Annotated in this window: 15 protein-coding genes and 1 riboswitch; of the genes, 5 read left to right on the forward strand and 10 right to left on the reverse strand. The window is 75.1% G+C overall.

Annotated elements, in window-relative coordinates; all coding sequences use genetic code 11:
- Positions 1-15 precede the first annotated feature (15 nt).
- Complete coding sequence (locus tag GA0070622_RS25585) at positions 16-3,630, forward strand: fibronectin type III domain-containing protein (protein WP_091579813.1); 3,615 nt, start codon at positions 16-18, stop codon at positions 3,628-3,630.
- Positions 3,631-3,747: 117 nt separating this feature from the next.
- Here the strand turns inward: GA0070622_RS25585 and pspM are convergent, their stop codons facing one another.
- From pspM to GA0070622_RS25620, 7 genes are all read right to left on the reverse strand, one after another.
- On the reverse strand, positions 3,748-4,509 hold the full coding sequence (gene pspM / locus GA0070622_RS25590; RefSeq protein WP_091579818.1) for a phage shock envelope stress response protein PspM: 762 nt from the start codon (positions 4,507-4,509) through the stop codon (positions 3,748-3,750).
- Between the two features lie 17 nt (positions 4,510-4,526).
- Positions 4,527-5,378 (reverse strand): PspA/IM30 family protein, encoded by an 852-nt coding sequence (locus GA0070622_RS25595; RefSeq protein ID WP_091579823.1) that lies wholly within the window; start codon positions 5,376-5,378, stop codon positions 4,527-4,529.
- Between the two features lie 126 nt (positions 5,379-5,504).
- Positions 5,505-5,954, reverse strand: a complete 450-nt coding sequence (locus GA0070622_RS25600) for a helix-turn-helix domain-containing protein (protein ID WP_091579827.1) — start codon at positions 5,952-5,954, stop codon at positions 5,505-5,507.
- A gap of 190 nt (positions 5,955-6,144) precedes the next feature.
- Positions 6,145-6,681, reverse strand: coding sequence for a CinA family protein (locus GA0070622_RS25605; RefSeq protein WP_091579831.1), 537 nt, complete (start codon positions 6,679-6,681; stop codon positions 6,145-6,147).
- Between the two features lie 50 nt (positions 6,682-6,731).
- The gene (pgsA, locus tag GA0070622_RS25610; RefSeq protein WP_172967830.1) at positions 6,732-7,313 is read right to left on the reverse strand and encodes a CDP-diacylglycerol--glycerol-3-phosphate 3-phosphatidyltransferase; all 582 of its coding nucleotides are present in this window, start codon (positions 7,311-7,313) and stop codon (positions 6,732-6,734) included.
- Positions 7,314-7,360: 47 nt separating this feature from the next.
- Positions 7,361-8,863, reverse strand: coding sequence for a 30S ribosomal protein S12 methylthiotransferase RimO (gene rimO / locus GA0070622_RS25615; RefSeq protein WP_091579837.1), 1,503 nt, complete (start codon positions 8,861-8,863; stop codon positions 7,361-7,363).
- A gap of 49 nt (positions 8,864-8,912) precedes the next feature.
- The gene (locus GA0070622_RS25620) at positions 8,913-9,836 is read right to left on the reverse strand and encodes an ornithine cyclodeaminase family protein (RefSeq protein ID WP_176558894.1); all 924 of its coding nucleotides are present in this window, start codon (positions 9,834-9,836) and stop codon (positions 8,913-8,915) included.
- A 96-nt stretch (positions 9,837-9,932) separates the two neighbouring features.
- Positions 9,933-9,998, forward strand: a riboswitch (guanidine-III (ykkC-III) riboswitch).
- Positions 9,999-10,055: 57 nt separating this feature from the next.
- On the opposite strand from GA0070622_RS25620, the gene GA0070622_RS25625 reads away from it, so the two are divergent.
- Both GA0070622_RS25625 and GA0070622_RS25630 read left to right on the forward strand, forming a co-directional pair.
- Positions 10,056-10,370 carry a DMT family transporter gene (locus GA0070622_RS25625; protein ID WP_091579845.1) on the forward strand — a complete coding sequence of 105 codons (315 nt, stop codon included), beginning with the start codon at positions 10,056-10,058 and terminating at the stop codon, positions 10,368-10,370.
- A gap of 85 nt (positions 10,371-10,455) precedes the next feature.
- On the forward strand, positions 10,456-10,695 hold the full coding sequence (locus GA0070622_RS25630; RefSeq protein WP_091579848.1) for a hypothetical protein: 240 nt from the start codon (positions 10,456-10,458) through the stop codon (positions 10,693-10,695).
- 62 nt (positions 10,696-10,757) lie between these two features.
- Here the strand turns inward: GA0070622_RS25630 and GA0070622_RS25635 are convergent, their stop codons facing one another.
- Positions 10,758-13,205 (reverse strand): DNA translocase FtsK, encoded by a 2,448-nt coding sequence (locus tag GA0070622_RS25635; protein ID WP_091579853.1) that lies wholly within the window; start codon positions 13,203-13,205, stop codon positions 10,758-10,760.
- Positions 13,206-13,318: 113 nt separating this feature from the next.
- On the opposite strand from GA0070622_RS25635, the gene GA0070622_RS25640 reads away from it, so the two are divergent.
- Together GA0070622_RS25640 and GA0070622_RS25645 are read left to right on the forward strand one after the other, a co-directional pair.
- Positions 13,319-13,798 (forward strand): type III secretion system chaperone family protein, encoded by a 480-nt coding sequence (locus GA0070622_RS25640; RefSeq protein WP_091579857.1) that lies wholly within the window; start codon positions 13,319-13,321, stop codon positions 13,796-13,798.
- On the forward strand, positions 13,795-15,369 hold the full coding sequence (locus GA0070622_RS25645) for a type III secretion system chaperone family protein (protein ID WP_091579859.1): 1,575 nt from the start codon (positions 13,795-13,797) through the stop codon (positions 15,367-15,369). Before GA0070622_RS25640 ends, GA0070622_RS25645 begins: the two co-directional genes overlap by 4 nt.
- Before the next feature lie 67 nt (positions 15,370-15,436).
- Here GA0070622_RS25645 and GA0070622_RS25650 read toward each other — a convergent pair whose 3' ends face one another.
- Together GA0070622_RS25650 and GA0070622_RS25655 are read right to left on the reverse strand one after the other, a co-directional pair.
- Positions 15,437-16,984 carry a S1 family peptidase gene (locus tag GA0070622_RS25650; RefSeq protein WP_091579863.1) on the reverse strand — a complete coding sequence of 516 codons (1,548 nt, stop codon included), beginning with the start codon at positions 16,982-16,984 and terminating at the stop codon, positions 15,437-15,439.
- Between the two features lie 174 nt (positions 16,985-17,158).
- Positions 17,159-18,847, reverse strand: coding sequence for a ribonuclease J (locus GA0070622_RS25655; RefSeq protein WP_091579866.1), 1,689 nt, complete (start codon positions 18,845-18,847; stop codon positions 17,159-17,161).
- Position 18,848 lies beyond the last annotated feature (1 nt).

Genomic DNA, 18,848 nt, shown 5'->3' on the forward strand with positions numbered 1-18,848 from the left:
ATCCCGGGGAGAGCCATGGTGCTGTTCCGCAGACTCCGGCCCGGCCGGCCGGACCGGGCCGCCACGGTAGCCGAGGAGACCGCGCCCACCGTCCCGACCGCCCGCGGCGCCGAGCCGGAACCGGCCGGACCGGCGCCGGCCAGCCTGGACCCGGCCGCCGTGCCGCGCCTGTTCGGCCCGGTGCCGAACACCGCCGGCAGCCCGCTGCCCACGCTCGACGCCGACGGCCGACCGGTGCCCGGCACCGGCATCCGCAAGTTCGTCGACCCGCTGCCGGTCCCCGGCCGGCCGGCCACCGCCGGGCTCGGCGCCCGGCTGCCGGTCGCGGTGCCCGACACCATCACCTGGCCGGGCTGCGACTACTACGAGATCGGCCTCCAGGAGTACGCGCAACGCCTGCACCGGGACCTGCCCGCCACCCGGCTACGCGGCTACCGCCAGCTCAACCTCGGCACCGACGCCACCGGCCACAACACGGTGAGCCCGCCGGACCGGCCGTGGCACCTCGGCCCGATGATCGTGGCCCGACGGGGCCGGCCGGTACGGATCAAGTTCATCAACCAGCTCCCCACCGGGCGGGCCGGCGAACTGTTCCTGCCGGTCGACGAGACCGTCGACGGGGCCGGCCCCGGCCCGCTGGACGGTCCCGCGCCCTACCCGCAGAACCGGGCGGTGCCGCACCTGGCCGGCGCGCAGACCGCCTGGATCAGCGCCGGCAACCCGTGGCAGTGGGTCACCCCGGCCGGCGAGATCACCCCGTACCCGGTCGGGGTGGGCGTCGTCCCGGTGCCGGACATGCCACCCCCGGGCGCCGGCGCCACCACGCTCTACTTCCCGAACGAGCAGAGCGGCCGGCTGATGTGGCTGCACGACAACACGCTCGGCCTGTCCCGGCTCACCGTCTACTCCGGGCAGCTCGCGCTCTACCTGCTCACCGACCCGGCCGAGGAACGGCTCGTCGACGACGGCGTGCTCCCCGCCGACCAGCTCCCGCTGGTGATCGAGGACAAGACGTTCGTGCCCGACGACGCCCAGCTCGCCGCCCAGGACCCGACCTGGGACCGGGAGCGCTGGGGCGCCAAGGGCAGCCTGTGGCACCCGCACGTCTACCAACCACGACAGAACCCGTACCGGCTCGGCGGCGGCAACCCCACCGGCCGCTGGGACTACGGACCGTGGACCCACGACCCGGACGGCGGGGCCAGCCCGTGGGTCGCCCCGGTGCCGAACCCGCACCACGACCCGGTCACCGACCCGGACGAGCCGCCGCTGGTCCCGGGCGTGCCGCACCCGTCGGCCGTGCCGGAGGCGTACGGGGACACCCCGCTGGTCAACGGCGTGGCCTACCCGTACCTGGAGGTGGCCCCGCGGGCCTACCGGTTCCGGATCCTCAACGCCTGCGCGGACCGGACGCTCAACCTCCAGCTCTACCGGGCCGCCTCGGACGGGCCGATGTGGACCGACGACGGCACGCCGGCCGACCCCCGGTCCGGGGAGGTGCCGATGGTCGAGGCGGTCCGGGCGCCCGGCCGCCCCGCGTACTGGCCGGTGGACGGACGCGACGGCGGCGTGCCCGACCCGGCGGCGGCCGGGCCGGAGATGATCCAGATCGGCAACGAGGGCGGCCTGCTCCCGGCCCCCGTGGTGCGGCCCAACCGCCCGGTCGGCTACCGCTACGACCGGCAGGACCCCACCGTGCTCAACGTGGACGGGCACACGCTCCTGCTCGCCCCCGGGGAGCGCGCCGACGTGGTGGTCGACTTCTCCACCGTGCCACCGGGCAGCACGCTGATCCTCTACAACGACTGCCCGGCGCCGCTGCCCCGGTTCGACCCCCGCTACGACCACCACACCGGCGCGCCGGACCACGCCGCCGCCGGCGGCCTGCCCCCGGCCCGCCCCGGCTACGGCCCGAACACCCGTACCCTGCTCCAGATCCGGGTGACCGGCGACCCGGCCGAGCGGTACGACGTGCGCCGACTCGCCGCGCGGCTGCCCGGCGCGTACGCGCAGAGCCAGCCGCCGCCGATCGTGCCGCAACCGGCGTACGACGCGGCGACGGGCACCCGGACCGCCCGGCCGACGCTGGTCCCGGCGCGGGCCGACACGGTCACGTTCACCCCGACCGGCGCGTCCGCGCCGGTCACGCTGCCGCTGGCGGTCAAGTCGGTGGGGCAGGTGTTCGAGCCCCGGCACGGTCGGGCGGTCGGGCGGCTCGGGGTCGGCCACCCGGTCGCCGGGCCGCTCACCCCGGCCACACTGCCGCTCGGCCCGGTCGACCCGGCCACCGAGGTGCTGCACGTGACCGACCCGGCCGTGCCGATCGGCGCGGCGGCCGACGGCACCCAGCTGTGGCGGATCGTCGGCGACGCCGAGCGCACCCACCCGGTGCACGTCGAGGGCTGCGACATGCAGCTGGTCAACCGGGTCGGCTGGGACGGCACCGTCCGCCCACCGGACCCGGGCGAGCTGGGCTGGAAGGACACCGTCCGGGTCGACCCGCACGAGGACGTGGTGGTGGCGCTGCGCCCCGTCGTGCCCGCCCTGCCGTTCACGATCGGCGACAGCGTACGGCTGCTCGACCCGACCCGGCCGGCCGGCGCGCGGCTCGACGCCAGCCCGGTCAGCCCGGTCGACGGCCGACCCGCGGTGGTGGTCAACCAGCTGGTCAACCTGGGTTGGGAGTATCGCTGGCAGACCCGCTCGGCGGGGCTGCGCGACCAGGGCATGAGCCGTCCCCTGGTGCTGCGCGTGGCGCCGACGGCACCGACCGGGCTGACCGCGACCCCGGCGCCCGGCTCGGCCACCGCGCTGCCCGCCATCGCGCTGGCCTGGACCGGCAACGGCAGTCGCCCGCCGGCCACCAGACACCGGTTGCAACGCGCCACCGACAGCGCCTTCACGGCCGGGCTGACCGAGATCACCGTGGCCGCCACCGCGACCCGCTACACCGACGCCACCGTCACCCCCGGCGTCTCCTACCACTACCGCATCCGCGCCGAGAACGCGGTGAGCTGCTCGGCCTGGTCGAACAGCGTGCCGGCCACGGTCCGGCTGGCCGCCCCGGAGCGGCTGGCCGCGGTGGTGCCGCCGGCCGCGCCGCTGCGGGTGTCGCTGCGCTGGACGAACCGCTCGTTCGCCACCGGGGTGGACGTGCAGCGGGCCACCAACCCGACGTTCACCAGCGGGCCGGGCACCACCGCCATCGCCGTCGGCGAGGCCCACCTGGACCCGGCGGTCGCGCCGGACACCACGTACTACTACCGGGTCCGCACCACCTACCTGGGCGCGGCGTCACCCTGGTCCACGGTGGCGGCGGTGACCACGCCACCCCGGCCCGCCACGCCCACCACGGTGTCCGCCACCGCCGGCGCGCCCGCCCCGGACACCGCCACGGTCACCCTGACCTGGTCGGCGGAGAGCATGGCCGGACCGGGGGCCGGGTTCGTGGTGCAGCGCGCGACCGACCCCGCCTTCACCCGGGAGCCGGCCACGTTCAGCGTGACCGGTCGCGGCTTCACCAACACCGGCCTGGCCCGAGGCGTCACCTACCACTACCGGGTACGCGCGACGAACGTCGTCGGCACCTCCCCCTGGACCCCCCCGATCCAGATCACCACCCCCACCTGACCCCCCCCCGCTGATGAAGTCAGCATCGGTCGATCATGAGGTTAGCGGCGGAATCCGAGATCAACACCGCCGCCAACTTCATGGTCAACGAGGAATGGTCGGCCCGGGGCGGGCCCGTCAGGGGGTGCGCAGGGGGGTGCGGAGTTCGGCGAGGGCGGAGGCCACGCCGTGCAGGAGGTCGGTGGCCTCGGTGAGGCGGGCGGCGGCCGGGTGCTCGGTGTTCGGTCGGGCGTCCTCGGCCACGTAACCGGCGGCGGCCACCACCAGCCGCTCGTAGGCGGCCACCCCGTCCGTCAACTGGGTGACCAGCGTGGCGTGCACCTCGGCGAGCGGGCCGCGCGGAGCCATGTTCAGCGCGCGTTCCACCCCGGCCACCCGGGTCGCCAGCTCCCGCAGGGACCGGTCGGCCTCGGCCGCCTCCCGGACCGCCGGCTCGGCCAGCCCGGTCATCCGGCCGGTCAGCCCGGCCAGGGTGAGCGCGGCCCGATCGAGGCGGGCCCACGGCTCGGCCGCGGCGGTGCCGCGCAGCGCGAGGCGGGAGCGGACGCGGCGTACCTCGGCCAGGACGCCCGGCCCGACGGGCAGCCGCTCCACGGCGGCGACCAGCCGGGCGCGGGAGCGGGCGGCGGCCTCGGCCGGGTCGAGGGCGGGTGGTGGCGGCACGGCGGCGAGGGCCCGGTGGTCGACCCAGCGCCAGGCGGCCACCGCGATCGCGCTGCCCGCGGCGCCGGCCCAGGCCGCGTCCGCCAGGCCCAGCCCGGCGTACGGGGTGAGCACCGCGGCGGCACCGCCGAGCCCTCCGGCCAGGACGCTCCACCGGCGCGCCGAGCCTCGCAGTCTGCGCAGTCGGCGGAAGTGTCGCGCCCGCTCGTCCACCATGGGTCCCTCCCCGTCCGTCAGCCGGTGGTGCTCTCCCCGGTGCTCCGCTCCCGGCTCATGCTGGCCCGGATCTCGTCCAGCCGGGCGGCGGCCGCCGGGTCGGTCGGCTGCCCCACGGCGGGGCGCTCCTGCCGACCGCCGAGCTGCTCACCGGCCATGCTCGACCGGATCTGCTCCAGTCTCGCCGATCCGGCCGAGTCGAGCGTCGCCTTCTGGATCTCCAGCATCCGGCCCTCGACCGAGTTGCCGGCCAGCTCGGCCCGGCCCATGGCGGTGGCGTAGCGGCGCTCGATCCGATCGCGCACCTCGTCCAGCGACGGGGTGCTGGCGGGCGCGGTGAGCGACGACATCGACTCCAGCGACTTGGCGACGCTCTCCTGCATCTTCGCCTGCTCCAGCTGGCTGAGCAGCTTGGTGCGCTCGGCCAGCTTCTGCTGGAGGATCATCGAGTTGTTCTCGACCGCCTTGCGTGCCTGCGCGGCCGCGCCGAGCGCCTGGTCGTGCAGCGTCTTGAGGTCCTCCAGCGCCTGCTCGCCGGAGACGAGCTGGGTGGCGAGCAGCTGGGCGGACTGTTCGTAGCGCCCGGCCTCGGTCTCGTCGCCCCGGCCCCGGGCCTGGTCGGCCAGCGCGAGCGCCTGCCGGGCGTTGCCCTGGAGCTGTTCCACCTCGGTCATCTGCCGGGACAGCTTCATCTCCAGCTGGCGCTGGTTGCCGATCACCGCCGCCGCCTGCTGGACCAGCGCCTGGTGCTGCCGCTGGGCCTCCTCGACGGCCTGCTGGATCTGCACCTTCGGATCGGCGTGCTCGTCGATCTTCGCGCCGAAGAGCGCCATCAGGTATTTCCAACCCTTGACGAACGGGTTAGCCATCTCCGCCTCGTCCCCTCAGTAGCGTCGCGCCTACATCGTCCCAGCCGGACGCCACTCCGGCACCCGTACGCTCCTGATCAACATTACGACGCGGGCGCCACCGGTGCCCACGGCGCGACGGCGGGGTCAGGCGGCGCAGACCACGTCCCGCTCGGCGGGGCGGACCCGGGTGCTGCGCAGCGTCGCCTTGAGCGGCGAGTCCTGGCGGACCTGGACGGCCACCGAGCCGTCGGAGGTGACCTGACGGACCCCCCGGTTGGTCGCCTTGCGCACCGCGGCCGCGGCCACCGGCGTCGGCTCGACCGGCTCGTCGACCACCGGCACCAGCACGCCGGGCATCTGCTCGGCCAGTGCGACCGTGTCGCTGACCTCGCGCAGCAGCTCCGACAGGCGGGCGCCGAGCGCGTCGCAGATGGCGGCCAGCAGCTCGCTGGAGGGCTCCTTCTGGCCGCGCTCGATCTCGGAGAGGTAACCGAGGCTGACGTTGGCGGCGGACGACACCTCGCGGAGGGTGCGGTGCTGCCCCTGCCGGCGTGCCCGCAGCGCGTCACCGATCACCCGGCGTAGCAGGACCATCGCACCTCCCCCTGAACGGGAACCACCTTCCCCGACCGACCCTGCCGCGCCCGGGGCGGCGGACCACCCGGGGCGCCGACGTCGTCCGCCGGAGCCTTCCCGCAACCGTACCCGTTGACCGCCACGACGACATCCCACCCCGCCTGTCCAATCCCGTCCGGCGACGGGCCGGCGCATCCGGGCGGGGCGGTCATCGCCGGCCGGCGCCGGCCGGGTCGACGTCGGTGGCGACCTGGATCCGCTCGGCGAGCAGGCGCAGCGCCTCGATCACCGCGGCCGAGCGGATGTGGTCGCGGCCACCGTCGAGGTCGAGCCGGCGGACCTCGGTGCCGGCGGGGCCGGCGACCGCCACGTAGACCAGCCCGACCGGCTTGCCGTCCTGGGGTTCCGGCCCGGCGACGCCGGTGGTGGCCAGCCCCCAGACCGCGCCGCAGCGCCGCCGCCCGCCCTCGGCGAGGGCGGCGGCCACGTCCGGGTCGACCGGCCCGCGCGCGGCCAGCAGATCCTCGGGTACGCCGGCCAGCGTCGCCTTGAGCTCGGTGGCGTAGACCACCAGACCGCCCCGGTAGATCGAACTGACGCCGGCGATCTCCACGATCGCGGCGGCGAGCAGGCCGCCGGTCAGCGACTCGACGGTGGCCAGCGTCTCGCCGCACTCGTGCAGGCGGTGCACGACGGCGGCCGCCGGGCTGCCGGCGGGTCGCTGGTGTCTCGCGTCGGTGTCCATGACCGCCCCTTCTTCCCGCCCGGCGCCGGCTTACTCGTCGGCCGTCCGGATCAACGGGTGGGACGCCGCAGCCGCAACGCCTGGGCGATGTAGTCGAACCCGGTGACCACGGTGACGACGACGGCGGCACCCATGATCCACGGGCCGACCGGGGCCAGCGCGTCCGGCATCGGCCAGAGGTACCAGGTGATCGCGAGGATCTGCAGCGCCGTCTTGATCTTCCCGCCCCGGCTTGCCGCGATCACCCCGTGCCGGATCACCCAGAAGCGCAGCGCGGTGATGCCCAGCTCCCGGGCCAGGATCACCACCGTCACCCACCAGGGCAGCCGGTCGTACCAGGAGAGCAGCACCAGCGCGGCGCCGGTGAGCGCCTTGTCGGCGATCGGGTCGGCGACCTTGCCCAGCGAGGTGACCAGCTGGAACCGGCGGGCGATCCACCCGTCGACCAGGTCGGTCGCGGAGGCCACCACGAAGATCAGACAGGCCACCGTCCGCCAGCCGGCGTGGGTCATCCCGGACGCCACCACGGTGGCCGCGAAGACCGGCACCAGCACCAGCCGCGCGCCGGTCAGCAGGTTCGCCGCGTTGAGCAGCGGTACGGGTGCCGCCACCGTCGACTCCGCCCCGGTCATGTCCGGCACCGCCCCCCGTGGCTTCCCCGCTCCGTCCGGGCCCGCCGTCACCGTGCCGCGCCGGGCGCCGCCGAGATCATCTCATCCGGCACGGCGACGAGATCGACGCCCTCGGTCGCGGTCACCGTGGCCCGGACCAGGTCGCCCGGGCGCAGCGCGGTCAGGTCGACCCCGCCGGCGTCCGGCGCGACCAGGGTGGTCGAGCCGTCGACCTCGGGCGCCTGGTGCGCGGCCCGTCCCTCCACCACGCCGTCGGCGACCGAGTCCACCAGCACCTCCACCGTCGAGCCGAGCCGCTCCTCGGCCCGCTGCGAGCACAGCTCGTCGGCGAGCGCGCTGAGCCGGTCGTACCGCCGCTTGACCGTGGCCGCGGAGACCTTGCCGGGCAGGCCGGCGGCCTCGGTGCCGTCCTCGTCGCTGTAGTCGAACATGCCGATCGCGTCCAGTCGGGCCTCGGTCAGGAACCGGACCAGCTCGGCCACGTCCTGCTTCGTCTCGCCGGGGAAGCCGACGATGAAGTTGCTCCGCGCGCCCGCCTCCGGGGCCAGCGCGCGGGCCGACGCCAGCAGCTCCAGGAACCGGTCGGTGGAGCCGAACCGGCGCATCCGGCGCAGCACCGGCTCGCTGGAGTGCTGGAACGACAGGTCGAAGTAGGCGGCCACGCCGGGCGTGGTGGCGATCACCTCGACCAGCCCGGGCCGGGTCTCGGCGGGCTGGAGGTAGCTGGCCCGGACCCGGACGATCCCGTCGATCGCGGCGAGCTGCGGCAGCAGCTTCTCCAGCGCGCGCGGGTCGCCCAGGTCCTTGCCGTAGGAGGTCGAGTTCTCGCTCACCAGCACCAGCTCGCGGACGCCGGTCTTGGCCAGCCACTCGGCCTCGGCGAGCAGCTCGTCCGGGGTACGCGAGACGAACGCCCCACGGAACGCCGGGATGGCACAGAACGCGCACCGGCGGTCGCAGCCGCTGGCCAGCTTCAGCGAGGCCACCGGGCCGGTGTCGAGCCGGTGCCGCAGCACCTGGCGCAGGTGCGCCGGGGTGTGCGCGTCGGTCTCCGGGGCGACCCGGGTCGGGGTGCCGTGCCCGGGCAGCGACACCGCCGCCTCGCGGCGCTTGACCGGGGTGAGCGGGAGCAGCTCGCGCCGGTCGCGCGGGGTGTGCGCGTCGATCGCCTGCCCGGCCACCACCGCGTCGAGCCGGGCCGCGATGTCCGGGTAGTCGTCGAAGCTCAGCACCGCCTGCGCCTCGGGCAGGCTGTCGGCAAGCTCACGGCCGTAGCGCTCGGCCATGCAGCCGGCGGCGACCACCTTGGCGCCGGTGTCGGCGGCGGCCAGCAGCGTCTGGATCGAGTCCTGCTTGGCCTTCTCCACGAAGCCGCAGGTGTTCACCACCACCACGTCGGCACCCTCGCCGTCGGTGGTCACCTGCCATCCGTCGGCATGCAGCCGGGCGGCCAACTCCTCCGAGTCGACCTCGTTGCGGGCGCAGCCCAGGGTCAGCAGGGCGACCCGGCGCCCGTCGGATTGCGGGGAGGAGGAGGTGGCAGACACCATCCGAGGGTACCGGGCCGGTTCCGGACCGCCACGCCACCCGCCCGGGCGGTCAACGGGTCGGGACGGCCACCCGGGCCAGGCGGTCCAGCAGGAACACCTCGGTGCCGGCCAGGCCGGTGGAGCAGAACACCGAGATCTGGTCCGCGCCGGTCCGGCCGGGGACCGCGCCGGCCAGCACCGCGCCCAGGTCGCGCAGCCGGCCGGCGTACGGCTCGACCGCGGCGAGCATCGGCGGCGCGTACGCGGCGGCCTGCCCGGGCGAGTCGGTGACCAGCAGGTCGGCGGCGTCGAGCAGGTCCGGGCCGAACTCGTGCCGGTCGACCTGCTTGAAGCCGACGGTGTTGACGTGCGTGCCCGGGGCCAGGTCGGCGGCGGCCAGCACCGGGGTGGTGCTGGTGGTGGCGAGCACCACTAGATCCCGGTCACGGACCGCGGCGGCGGCCGATCCGACGGCCCGGGCCGGCACGCCCAGCTCGGCCCGGACCCGGGCGGCGAACGCCTCCCGCCGGGCGGCCGAGCGGCTGTGCACGGTCACCTCGCGCAGTGGCCGGACCGCCGCGGCGGCCCACACCTGGGTCCACGCCTGGCGGCCGGAACCCACCACGCCGAGCGTGGCGGCGTCCGCGCGGGCGAGTGCGTCCACGGCCACGCCGCCCAGCCCGCCGGTACGCCGGGAGCCCAGCTCCTCGCCGACGGCGATGGCGCGCACCGCGCCGGTGGTGGCGTCGTGCAGCACGACGAGCTGCCCGCTCTCCGGGTGCCCGAACGTGTCGTAGGAGCGGAAGCCGTACCACTCGCCGGTGAGGTGGCCGGCGGTGAGCACCATCCGGCCCCCGCCCAGCGGCGCGGACGCCCGGGGCGGGGCGATCAGCCGCCCGGCGTACGCGGCCAGCAGCGCGTCGCGCATGGCGGCCACGGTGAGCGGGGCGTCCACGGCCGCCGCGACGTCCTCGTCGGAGAAGAGCACGGTCATGGCAGCCATCCTGCAACCTGAAGTTCGCGTGAACTCCAGCGATGGTGGGCTTTCTCACCCCGCCTCCGGTTCGCCCCGGGCGGTGCTAGCGTCGGCCACGACGGCCCGTGGGCCGTCCCGGACGAGTGGTGGGCGTACCCGGTCAGGCCAAGACGCCCCGCGTGAACCGACCGCCGCCCGGCCGACCGCGCCGGGCCCGCCCGTCAGAGGTGAATCGTCATGGCCTGGATCGTGTTGGTGCTCTCCGGACTGCTGGAGACCGCGTGGGCGATCGCGCTGGACCGCAGCGCCGGCTTCACCCGCCCGCTCCCCTCCGCCGTCTTCGCCGTCACGCTGGTCGGCAGCATGGCCGGCCTGGCGTACGCGCTGCGCGACATCCCGGTCGGCACCGGCTACGCGGTGTGGGTCGGCATCGGCGCGGTGGGCACCGCGCTCGTCGGCATGTTCGCGCTCGGCGAGCCGGCCAACCTGCCCCGGATCGCCTGCCTGCTGCTCGTGGTGGCCGGCGTGGTCGGACTGAAGCTCTTCCACTGATCGATGGGTGATCCGGTTTGGACGGCGGTGGCGGCGGGGTAGGTGATCCCCAGCTCACCGGCAGAGATCACCCACGGAGGACACCATGGCCGACATCCACGCCACCGCCCGCCCGCGCAGCAACGCCGCCCGGATCTGCACCATCATCGCGTTCGTCTTCGCGGCCATCGCGATCTTCGTGCCGTTCCTCGGCCTGGTCGGTCTGATCCTCGGCATCGTCGGCGCGGTGCTCGGCGACAAGCCGCTGGGCTGGTACGCCGCCGCGGCGAGCGTCGCCGGCGCCGTCCTCGGCTTCATCCTCGCCGCCGCCATCCTGAACGCCTGAGCACGTCCGTCAGCACCACGAGGGCCCGCCGGTGATCCGGCGGGCCCTCGTCGTGGACCCGTCTACTCCTCGCCGCCGCGCAGGCCGACCAGGACCTCCTCCAACTCGTCCGGTTTGACCAGCACGTCGCGGGCCTTGGAGCCCTCGGACGGGCCGACCACGCCCCGGGTCTCCATGAGGTCCATCAGCCGGCCCGCCTTGGCGAAGCCGACCCGCAGCTTGCGCTGGAGCATCGAGGTCGAGCCGAACTGCGAGGTGACCACCAGCTCGACCGCCTGCACCAGCAGGTCGAGGTCGTCGCCGATGTCCTCGTCGATCTTCTTCTTGCTGTCCTGCGCCGGGGCCAGCACGTCCGGGCGGAACTCCGGCTCCCGCTGGTCCTTGCAGAACTTGACCACGTCGGCGATCTCGCGCTCGGTCACCCAGGCGCCCTGGATGCGCACCGGCTTCGACGCGCCCATCGGCAGGAACAGGCCGTCACCCCGGCCGAGCAGCTTCTCCGCGCCCGGCTGGTCGAGGATGACCCGGGAGTCGGCCAGCGAGGACGTGGCGAACGCGAGCCGGGACGGCACGTTCGCCTTGATCAGACCGGTGACCACGTCCACCGAGGGCCGCTGGGTGGCCAGCACCAGGTGGATGCCGGCGGCCCGGGCCAGCTGGGTGATCCGGACGACCGAATCCTCCACGTCGCGGGGCGCGACCATCATCAGGTCGGCCAACTCGTCCACGATGACCAGCAGGTACGGGTACGGCCGCATCTCCCGCTCGCTGCCCGGCGGCGCCTTGATCTCGCCGTTGCGCACCTTACGGTTGAAGTCGTCGATGTGCCGGACCCCGTTGGCGGCGAGGTCGTCGTAGCGCATGTCCATCTCACGCACGACCCACTCCAGCGAGTCGGCCGCCTTCTTCGGGTTGGTCACGATCGGCGTGACCAGGTGCGGGATGCCCTCGTAGCCGGTCATCTCGACCCGCTTCGGGTCGATCAGCAGCAGCCGCACCTCGTCGGGCGTGGCTCTGGTCAAGATGGACACAAGCAGACTGTTCAGGCAGCTCGACTTCCCGGCGCCGGTGGCGCCCGCGATCAGGATGTGCGGCATCTTCGCCAGGTTGGCCACCACGTAGCCGCCCTCGATGTCCTTGCCGAGCGCCACCACCATCGGGTGGTGGTCGCTGGTCGCGGCCCGCGACCGCAGCACGTCGCCGAGCGACACGTTCTCCGGGTCGGTGTTCGGGATCTCCACGCCGACCGCGCTCTTGCCCGGGATCGGGCTGAGGATCCGCACGTCCGGCGATTTCACCGCGTACGCGATGTTGCGGGACAGCTGGGTGATCCGCTCGACCTTGACGCCCGGGCCCAGCTCCACCTCGTAGCGGGTGACGGTCGGGCCGCGGGTGAAGCCGGTGACCGCGGCGTCCACGTCGAACTGCTCGAAGACGCCGGTCAACGCGGCGATCACCTCGTCGTTGGCCTTGCTCCGGGTCTTCGGCGCGGCGCCGCTGCCGAGCATGTTGGCCGGCGGCAGCGTGTAGTCGCCGGCCAGCCCGGTGAGCGCGAGCTGCTCGGCGCGGGTCGGCAGCGGGGAGTGCTCCGGCGGCTCCACCGGCTTGCGGTTCGCCGGCACCTTCATCTTGCGCGGCAGCACGATGGTGTCCTGGAGGTCCACGCCGGCCAGCTCGTCGTCCGGGTCCAGCGGGTCCGTCGGCGGCGGGAGCCGCTTCGCCGGCCGCCTGCGGGCCGGCTTCGCCGGCGCCTCGACCTCGGCCTCCTCCTCGACTACGGGCGCGTCCGGGTCGGCGCGCAGCCCCAGCCGCTCCGGGATCTTGTTGATCGGGGTCGCGGTGACCACCAGCAGGCCGAACACCAGCAGCAGGAGCAGCAGCGGCATGGCCACCCAGGCGGTCACCGCCGACTTCAGCAGGTCGCCCACGCCGGCGCCGAGCAGGCCGCCGGCGAAGTCGCGCTGCACCTCGTCCACCGGGTTCTGGCCGATGTGCAGCATCGCGGCGGTGGCCAGCAGCATCGAACCCCAGCCGACCAGGCCACGGCCGCGGTGCTCCGGGTCGGCGGGCGTGCGCATCAGCCGCCACGCGCCGACCATGAACAGCACCGGCAGCACGATGGAGATGGCCCCGACGAAGAGACGCACGGTGTCGGCCAGGTGCCGGCCGACCGGCCCGGCGCCACCGCCCCAGATCCCCACCGCGCTGAGGATGGCCAGGCCGAACAGGAGCAGGCCGCCGCCGTCGCGGCGGTGCTCCGGGTCCAGGTCCCGGGTGGACGCGGCCTGCCGGCCGGCCGCCCGGAAGCCCCAGCCGACCGTGTGCGCCAGCCCCATCCACATCGCGTTGACGGCGCGGCCGACGAACGCGGCCGGGCTCGGCCCGGACGCCGGGCGCCGGCGCACGGGCTTGCGCGCCGTCTTCTTCGCCGGTTGGCGCGCACGGTTGTTCGTGGTGCCGCGCGGCGACGCGCCGCGCCGCCGGCTCGCCTGAGAGGTACGGCCCGCCATAGAGTCACGGTAACGGCGGTACCCGGCGGAACGCCGCTTTTCCGGGTCGTGTCCGCGCGTCGCAGCACGGATCGGACCGTCGTTTGTGTTATTCGCCTCAGAAGGGATGCCCGATGGCGTCGCCGGAGATCGAGGACGGTCCGGACGGTCCCCTGGCCGGACACCCGCAGGCGTTGCGGCCGTTGACCGGCGAACTGATCGCCGCCGTGCTGACCCACCGGGGGTACGCGGTGGCCGAGGAGCCCGACGGCGCGCTGGCCGGTCGCTGGGAGCGGGCCCTGATCTGGTTCCACCGCCGGGGCGGGGCCGGTGAGCTGCTCCAGGTCCGCACCGTGGCCGCGTACCGGTTCGGCATCGAGCGGGTGCCCGACCTGCACGCGTTCTGCAACACCTGGAACCACGACCGGCTGTGGCCGAAGGCGTACGTGCACGTCGCCGACGACGGGTCGGCCCAGGTCTGCGGCGAGGTCACCACCGACCTGGAACGCGGGGTCACCCCGCACCAGCTCGACCGGCTCGTCGAGTGCGGCGTCACCACCGGCTGCCAGCTCGCCGACGCGGTCGCCGCGCTGCCCGGCGGGTCGGTCCGGTGACGACCGCCCGCGACCGGGGGCTGGCCGCCGCGCTCGCCGACGCCCGGGACCGGCCCGACGGTGCGGAACGCTGCGCCGAGCTGGAGCGGATCGCCGCCCGGGCCGACGCCACCGGCGACCCGCGTACCGCCCTGTCGGCCCGGTTCGCGCTGGTCGAGGCGTACCTGCACCTGGGCGAGCGGTGGCGGACGGTGGAGCCGGTGCGCCGCATGCGGGCCACGCTGGCCCGGCACCCCGGGCTGCTCGACGCCCGCCCGGACGAGGCGACCCGGTTGCGCCGGCACCAGCGGCAGGCGGTGGAGGCGCTCTTCGGCACCCCCCGGGTCGGCCTGGACCAGGCCCGGTCCCTGCTGGACACGCTCGCCGCCGAGGTGGGTGAGGACGCGGAGGCGGTCGCCGAGCTGCGCTGCCGGCTCGCCGACCACCTCGGCGACGAGCCGGCCGCCCGACGCGCCTACGCACGCTGGTCGGCCGGTGACGGCGCGGACCCGGTGGCTGGCTGCCCCGGCTGCGCCCCGGCCCGGCGGGCCGAGCTGCTGGCCGGTTGGGGCGAGCCGGACGCGGCTCTCGCGGCGCTCGGTCCGGCCTTCGCGCCGGACTGCACCGACCAGCCCGAACGGGGTCTCGTCGCGGGCCTGTTGCCGTGGCTGCGCACCGGCGCGCAGGTGCGGGCGGGCCGGGCGCACGTGCGCTCCTACCGTCGGCACCGCCGGGAGCGGGCCGCGTTCCCGCTGCTCGCCACGCACCTGCGGTTCTGCGCGCTCGGCGGGCACCTGCACCGGGGACTGGAGGTGCTGGCCGAGCAGCTGCCCCGGCTGGACCGGCCCGCGGACGACCTGTCCGCGATGGAGTTCGCGGCGGCCGGCGCGTTGCTCTGCGGGCTGGCCGCCGAGGCCGGCCTCGGCGGGCGGCGGATCCACCGCCCCGGGCACGGTTCCCGACCGGCCGCCGAGGTGGACGTGGCGACGTTGGGCGGGCAACTCCAGGCGTTGGCCACCGCGTTGGCCGGCAGCTTCGACGCCCGCAACGGCACCGGGCACCAGTCCGGCCGGATCGCCTCCTGGCTGGCCGAGCGGCCGCTCGCCGCGCCGGTGCCGCTGCCCGCCGAGAGCGAGTTCGACGAGGACCCGGAGACCGACCCGGCCGAGCCGGGGCCGCCCGGGCCCGAGGAGCCGGCCCCGCTGGACGCGGCGCTGCTGACCGGCGCGCTCGACGCGCGGGGCGAGCCGTACACGGTGGAACCGGACGGCGCCCTGGCCGGACGCTGGGGTGAGGCGACGATCCAGTTCCGCCGGCTCGGCGACGTGCTGCACGCCCGGGTGGTGGCGGCCCGCCGGCTGCCGGCCGACCGTCGGGCCGAGGCGTACGCGTTCTGCAACGCCTGGAACCACGACCGGCTGCTGCCCGCCGCCTACGTGCACGAGCCCGGCGACGGGACGCTGGTGCTGGCCGCCGGCGTCTCCACCGACCTGTCCTGCGGCGTGGCCCCGGCCCAGCTCGCCGTGCTGGTGGCCGCCACGATCCGCACCGGCGCCGCGTACGCCGACGCGGTCGCCGCGTTGCGCCCCTGACGCGGCGCGACCCCCGACCACCGGGCGGTGGTGGTCGGGGGTCGCGGTCCCGGGGCCGACGGCGGCGTCAGCGGGCGGAGAACGCCAGGGTGTACGCGCCGGAGCCGGACAACCCGACGACCCGGTAGCGGTAGGCGCCGGCCGGGGTGTCGGCGGTCAGCCGGGCGATCCCGTCCGCGCCGTCCGCGCGGGCCACGGTGCGGAACGCGCCGCCGGTGAAGCGTTGCAGCTCCAACACCACCCGGGCGCCGTCCGGCGCGGCGACGCAGGCCTCCTGCGCGCCACCGGCCACCCGGAAGAAGCGGCCGTCCGGCTGCACCTGGGCGCGCCCGGCGGTGATCCGGCCGGTCCGGCTCACCTGGCCGGTGCACTCGGTGTCGGCGGCCGGCGGCGCGGGCGGCGTGCTCACCGGCGGCGCGGTCTGCCCGCCACCGGCCGGCGGCTCGGCGGGCGCCTGCTGGCCGCCGGCGGTGACCAGGGTCAGGTTGTTGCGCTGGAGGATCTCGTTGACCGGCTGGAAGAACGTGACCCCGCCCCGGGTGCAGTCGCCGGACCCCCCGGAGGTGACGCCCTGCGCCTGGTCTCCGGAGAGCCACGCGCCCCCGGAGTCGCCCGGTTCGGCGCAGACGTTCGTCCGGGTCAGCCCGGTGACCGTCCCCTCCGGGTAGTTGACCGTGGCGTTCTTGGCCTGGACCACACCGCAGCGGGTGCCGGTGGTGGAGCCGGACCGGCAGATCGAGGCGCCGACCGGGGCCTCGGTGGAGCCGTTCACCGCCACCGTGCCGCCGTTGAAGTCGTTCACCACGCCCTGCGGCGTCCAGTCGCCGTTGACCTCGACCACCGCCCAGTCGTCACCCGGGAACGAGGACGCCGCGAACGTGCCCTGGGCGACCCGGTTCGACCCGGTGGTGCGGTCCCCCGGCCGGCCGCAGTGCCCGGCGGTGACGAAACCGCCGACCACCGAGAACCCGACCGAGCAGCGGCCGGCGTTGTTGATGAAGAACGCGTCGCCGCCCCGCACGTCGAACAACGGCCGGGGGGCCTCGTCGGCGGTCCGCACCCGGACCGTGCCGCCGTCCGCCCCGCCGGCGGCGGCGAGCCGGCGGCCGGCCGCCTCCGCGCCCGGTCGGGCGACCACCACGACGGAGTTGCTGGCCACGTCGACGTACCAGCCGGCGATGTCCGGGCCGGCGTCCGCGCCGGCCGCGTCGAGGCGGGTCTTCACCGCGTCCAGCTCGGCGACGCCACGCGCGACCCGCTTCGGCACCGCGCCGGCCGCCGTCACCCGGGCCTCGGCGGCCGGGTCGGCCACCGCCACGGTGAGCGTGGCGCCGTCGGCGCTGAGCCAGCTACCGCCGTAGTCAGCGCCGAGTTCGGTGCGCAGCCGGGTGACCGTGCCGGCCGCCCAGCGTTCGGTGCGCAGCCGGCGTACCGCCTGGTCGCGGGTGAGCGAGAGGTCGCGGCCCAGCGCGTCCAGGACCTCCGGGGCCACGCCGTCGGCGGCCGGGGCGGCCCTCCGGGGTCCCTCACCGGCGAACGACGGCAGGGTCACCGCCGCCGTCAACCCGGCCGCCGCCACCAGTACGCCGATGGCTGTCATCCGTCTGCGGTCCATCCGCCACGCTCCTCCCGACCGGCGCAGGGGCACGCCGGCCGACCGGGAGTACGGAGACGGACGCCGATCGGTTGAGCAGGGGCAAGCGGTTTCGACGCAGCGTGTCCGGGCGTACCCGGAAAGCGACGACGCCGGCCCACCGCGGACGGTGGGCCGGCGCTCGGGCGCGGTCGGTCAGACCTCGACGACGGTCGGGACGATCATCGGGCGGCGCCGGTACGCGTCGTTGACCCAGCGGCCCACCGTGCGGCGGACGATCTGCTGGAGCTGGTGCGGGTCGGTGATGCCGTCCGCGGCGGCCCGGTTCAGCGCCTCGGTGACCAGCGGGATCACCGGGTTGAACGCGGCCGGGTCCTCGGAGAAGCCCTTCGCCGAGACGGTCGGCCCGGCGACCACCTTGCCGGTGACCGAGTCGACCACCACGGTGGTGGCGATGAAGCCGCCGTCGCCGAGGATCCGCCGCTCGGTCAGCAGCGACTCGCTGACGTCGCCCACGGCGAGGCCGTCGACGTAGACGTAGCGGCTCTTCACCCGCCCGACCAGGCTGGCCCGACCCTCGACCAGGTCGACCACGTCGCCGTCCTCGCAGAGCACGACCCGGTCCGGCGCGACGCCGGACTCGATGCCGAGCCGGGCGTGCGCGCGCAGGTGCCGCCACTCGCCGTGCACCGGCATCAGGTTGCTCGGGCGGACGACGTTGAGCAGGTAGAGCAGCTCGCCCGCCGGGGCGTGGCCGGAGACGTGCACCTTGGCCACGTCCTTGTGCACCACCACGGCGCCGGCCCGGGCCAGCCGGTTGATCACCCGGTAGACCGAGGTCTCGTTGCCCGGCACCAGCGACGAGGCCAGCACCACGGTGTCGCCGGGCGCGATGGTGATGTGCCGGTGGTCGCCGCTGGCCATCCGGCCCAGCGCGCTCATCGGCTCGCCCTGCGAGCCGGTGGACATGAGCACGATCTGCTCGGGCGGCAGGTTGGTGGCCTCCTCGATGCCGACCACCAGGCCGGGCGGGATGTTGAGCAGGCCCAGGTCGCGGGCGATGCCCATGTTGCGGACCATGGACCGGCCGATCAGCGCGACCTTGCGGCCGTGCTCGATGGCCGAGTCGAAGACCTGCTGCACCCGGTGCACGTGCGAGGCGAACGAGGCGACGATGATCCGCCCCTTGGCCTTCGCGAAGATCGAGTCGAGCACCGGCCCGATCTCCCGCTCCGGCGTGACGAACCCCGGGATCTCCGCGTTCGTCGAGTCGGAGAGCAGCAGGTCGACGCCCTCGGCGCCGAGCCGGGCGAAACCGGCCAGGTCGGTGATCCGCCCGTCCAGCGGGAGCTGGTCCATCTTGAAGTCGCCGGTGTGCAGCACCAGGCCGGCCGGGGTGCGGATGGCCACCGCCAGCGCGTCCGGGATCGAGTGGTTCACCGCGAAGAACTCGCACTCGAACGGGCCCAGCCGTTCCCGGCCGCCCTCCCGCACGGTCAGCGTGTACGGCTGGATCCGCCGCTCGGCCAGCTTCGCCTCGACCAGCGCGAGGGTGAACTGGGAACCCACCAGCGGGATGTCCGGCTTGTGGGCGAGCAGGTACGGCACCGCGCCGATGTGGTCCTCGTGGCCGTGCGTGAGCACGATCGCCTGCACGTCGGCCAGCCGGTCCAGGATCGGCCCGAAGTCGGGCAGGATCAGGTCCACGCCGGGCTGCTCGACGTCGGGGAAGAGCACCCCGCAGTCGACGATGAGCAGCTTGCCGTCGTACTCGAAGACGGTCATGTTCCGGCCGATGGCGCCGAGTCCGCCGAGCGGGATGATCCGCAGGCCGCCCTCCGGCAGCGGCGGGGGCAGCTCACCCTCGATGTGCGCCTCGGTCACG

This window comes from Micromonospora sediminicola, assembly GCF_900089585.1.
Lineage (GTDB): Bacteria > Actinomycetota > Actinomycetes > Mycobacteriales > Micromonosporaceae > Micromonospora > Micromonospora sediminicola.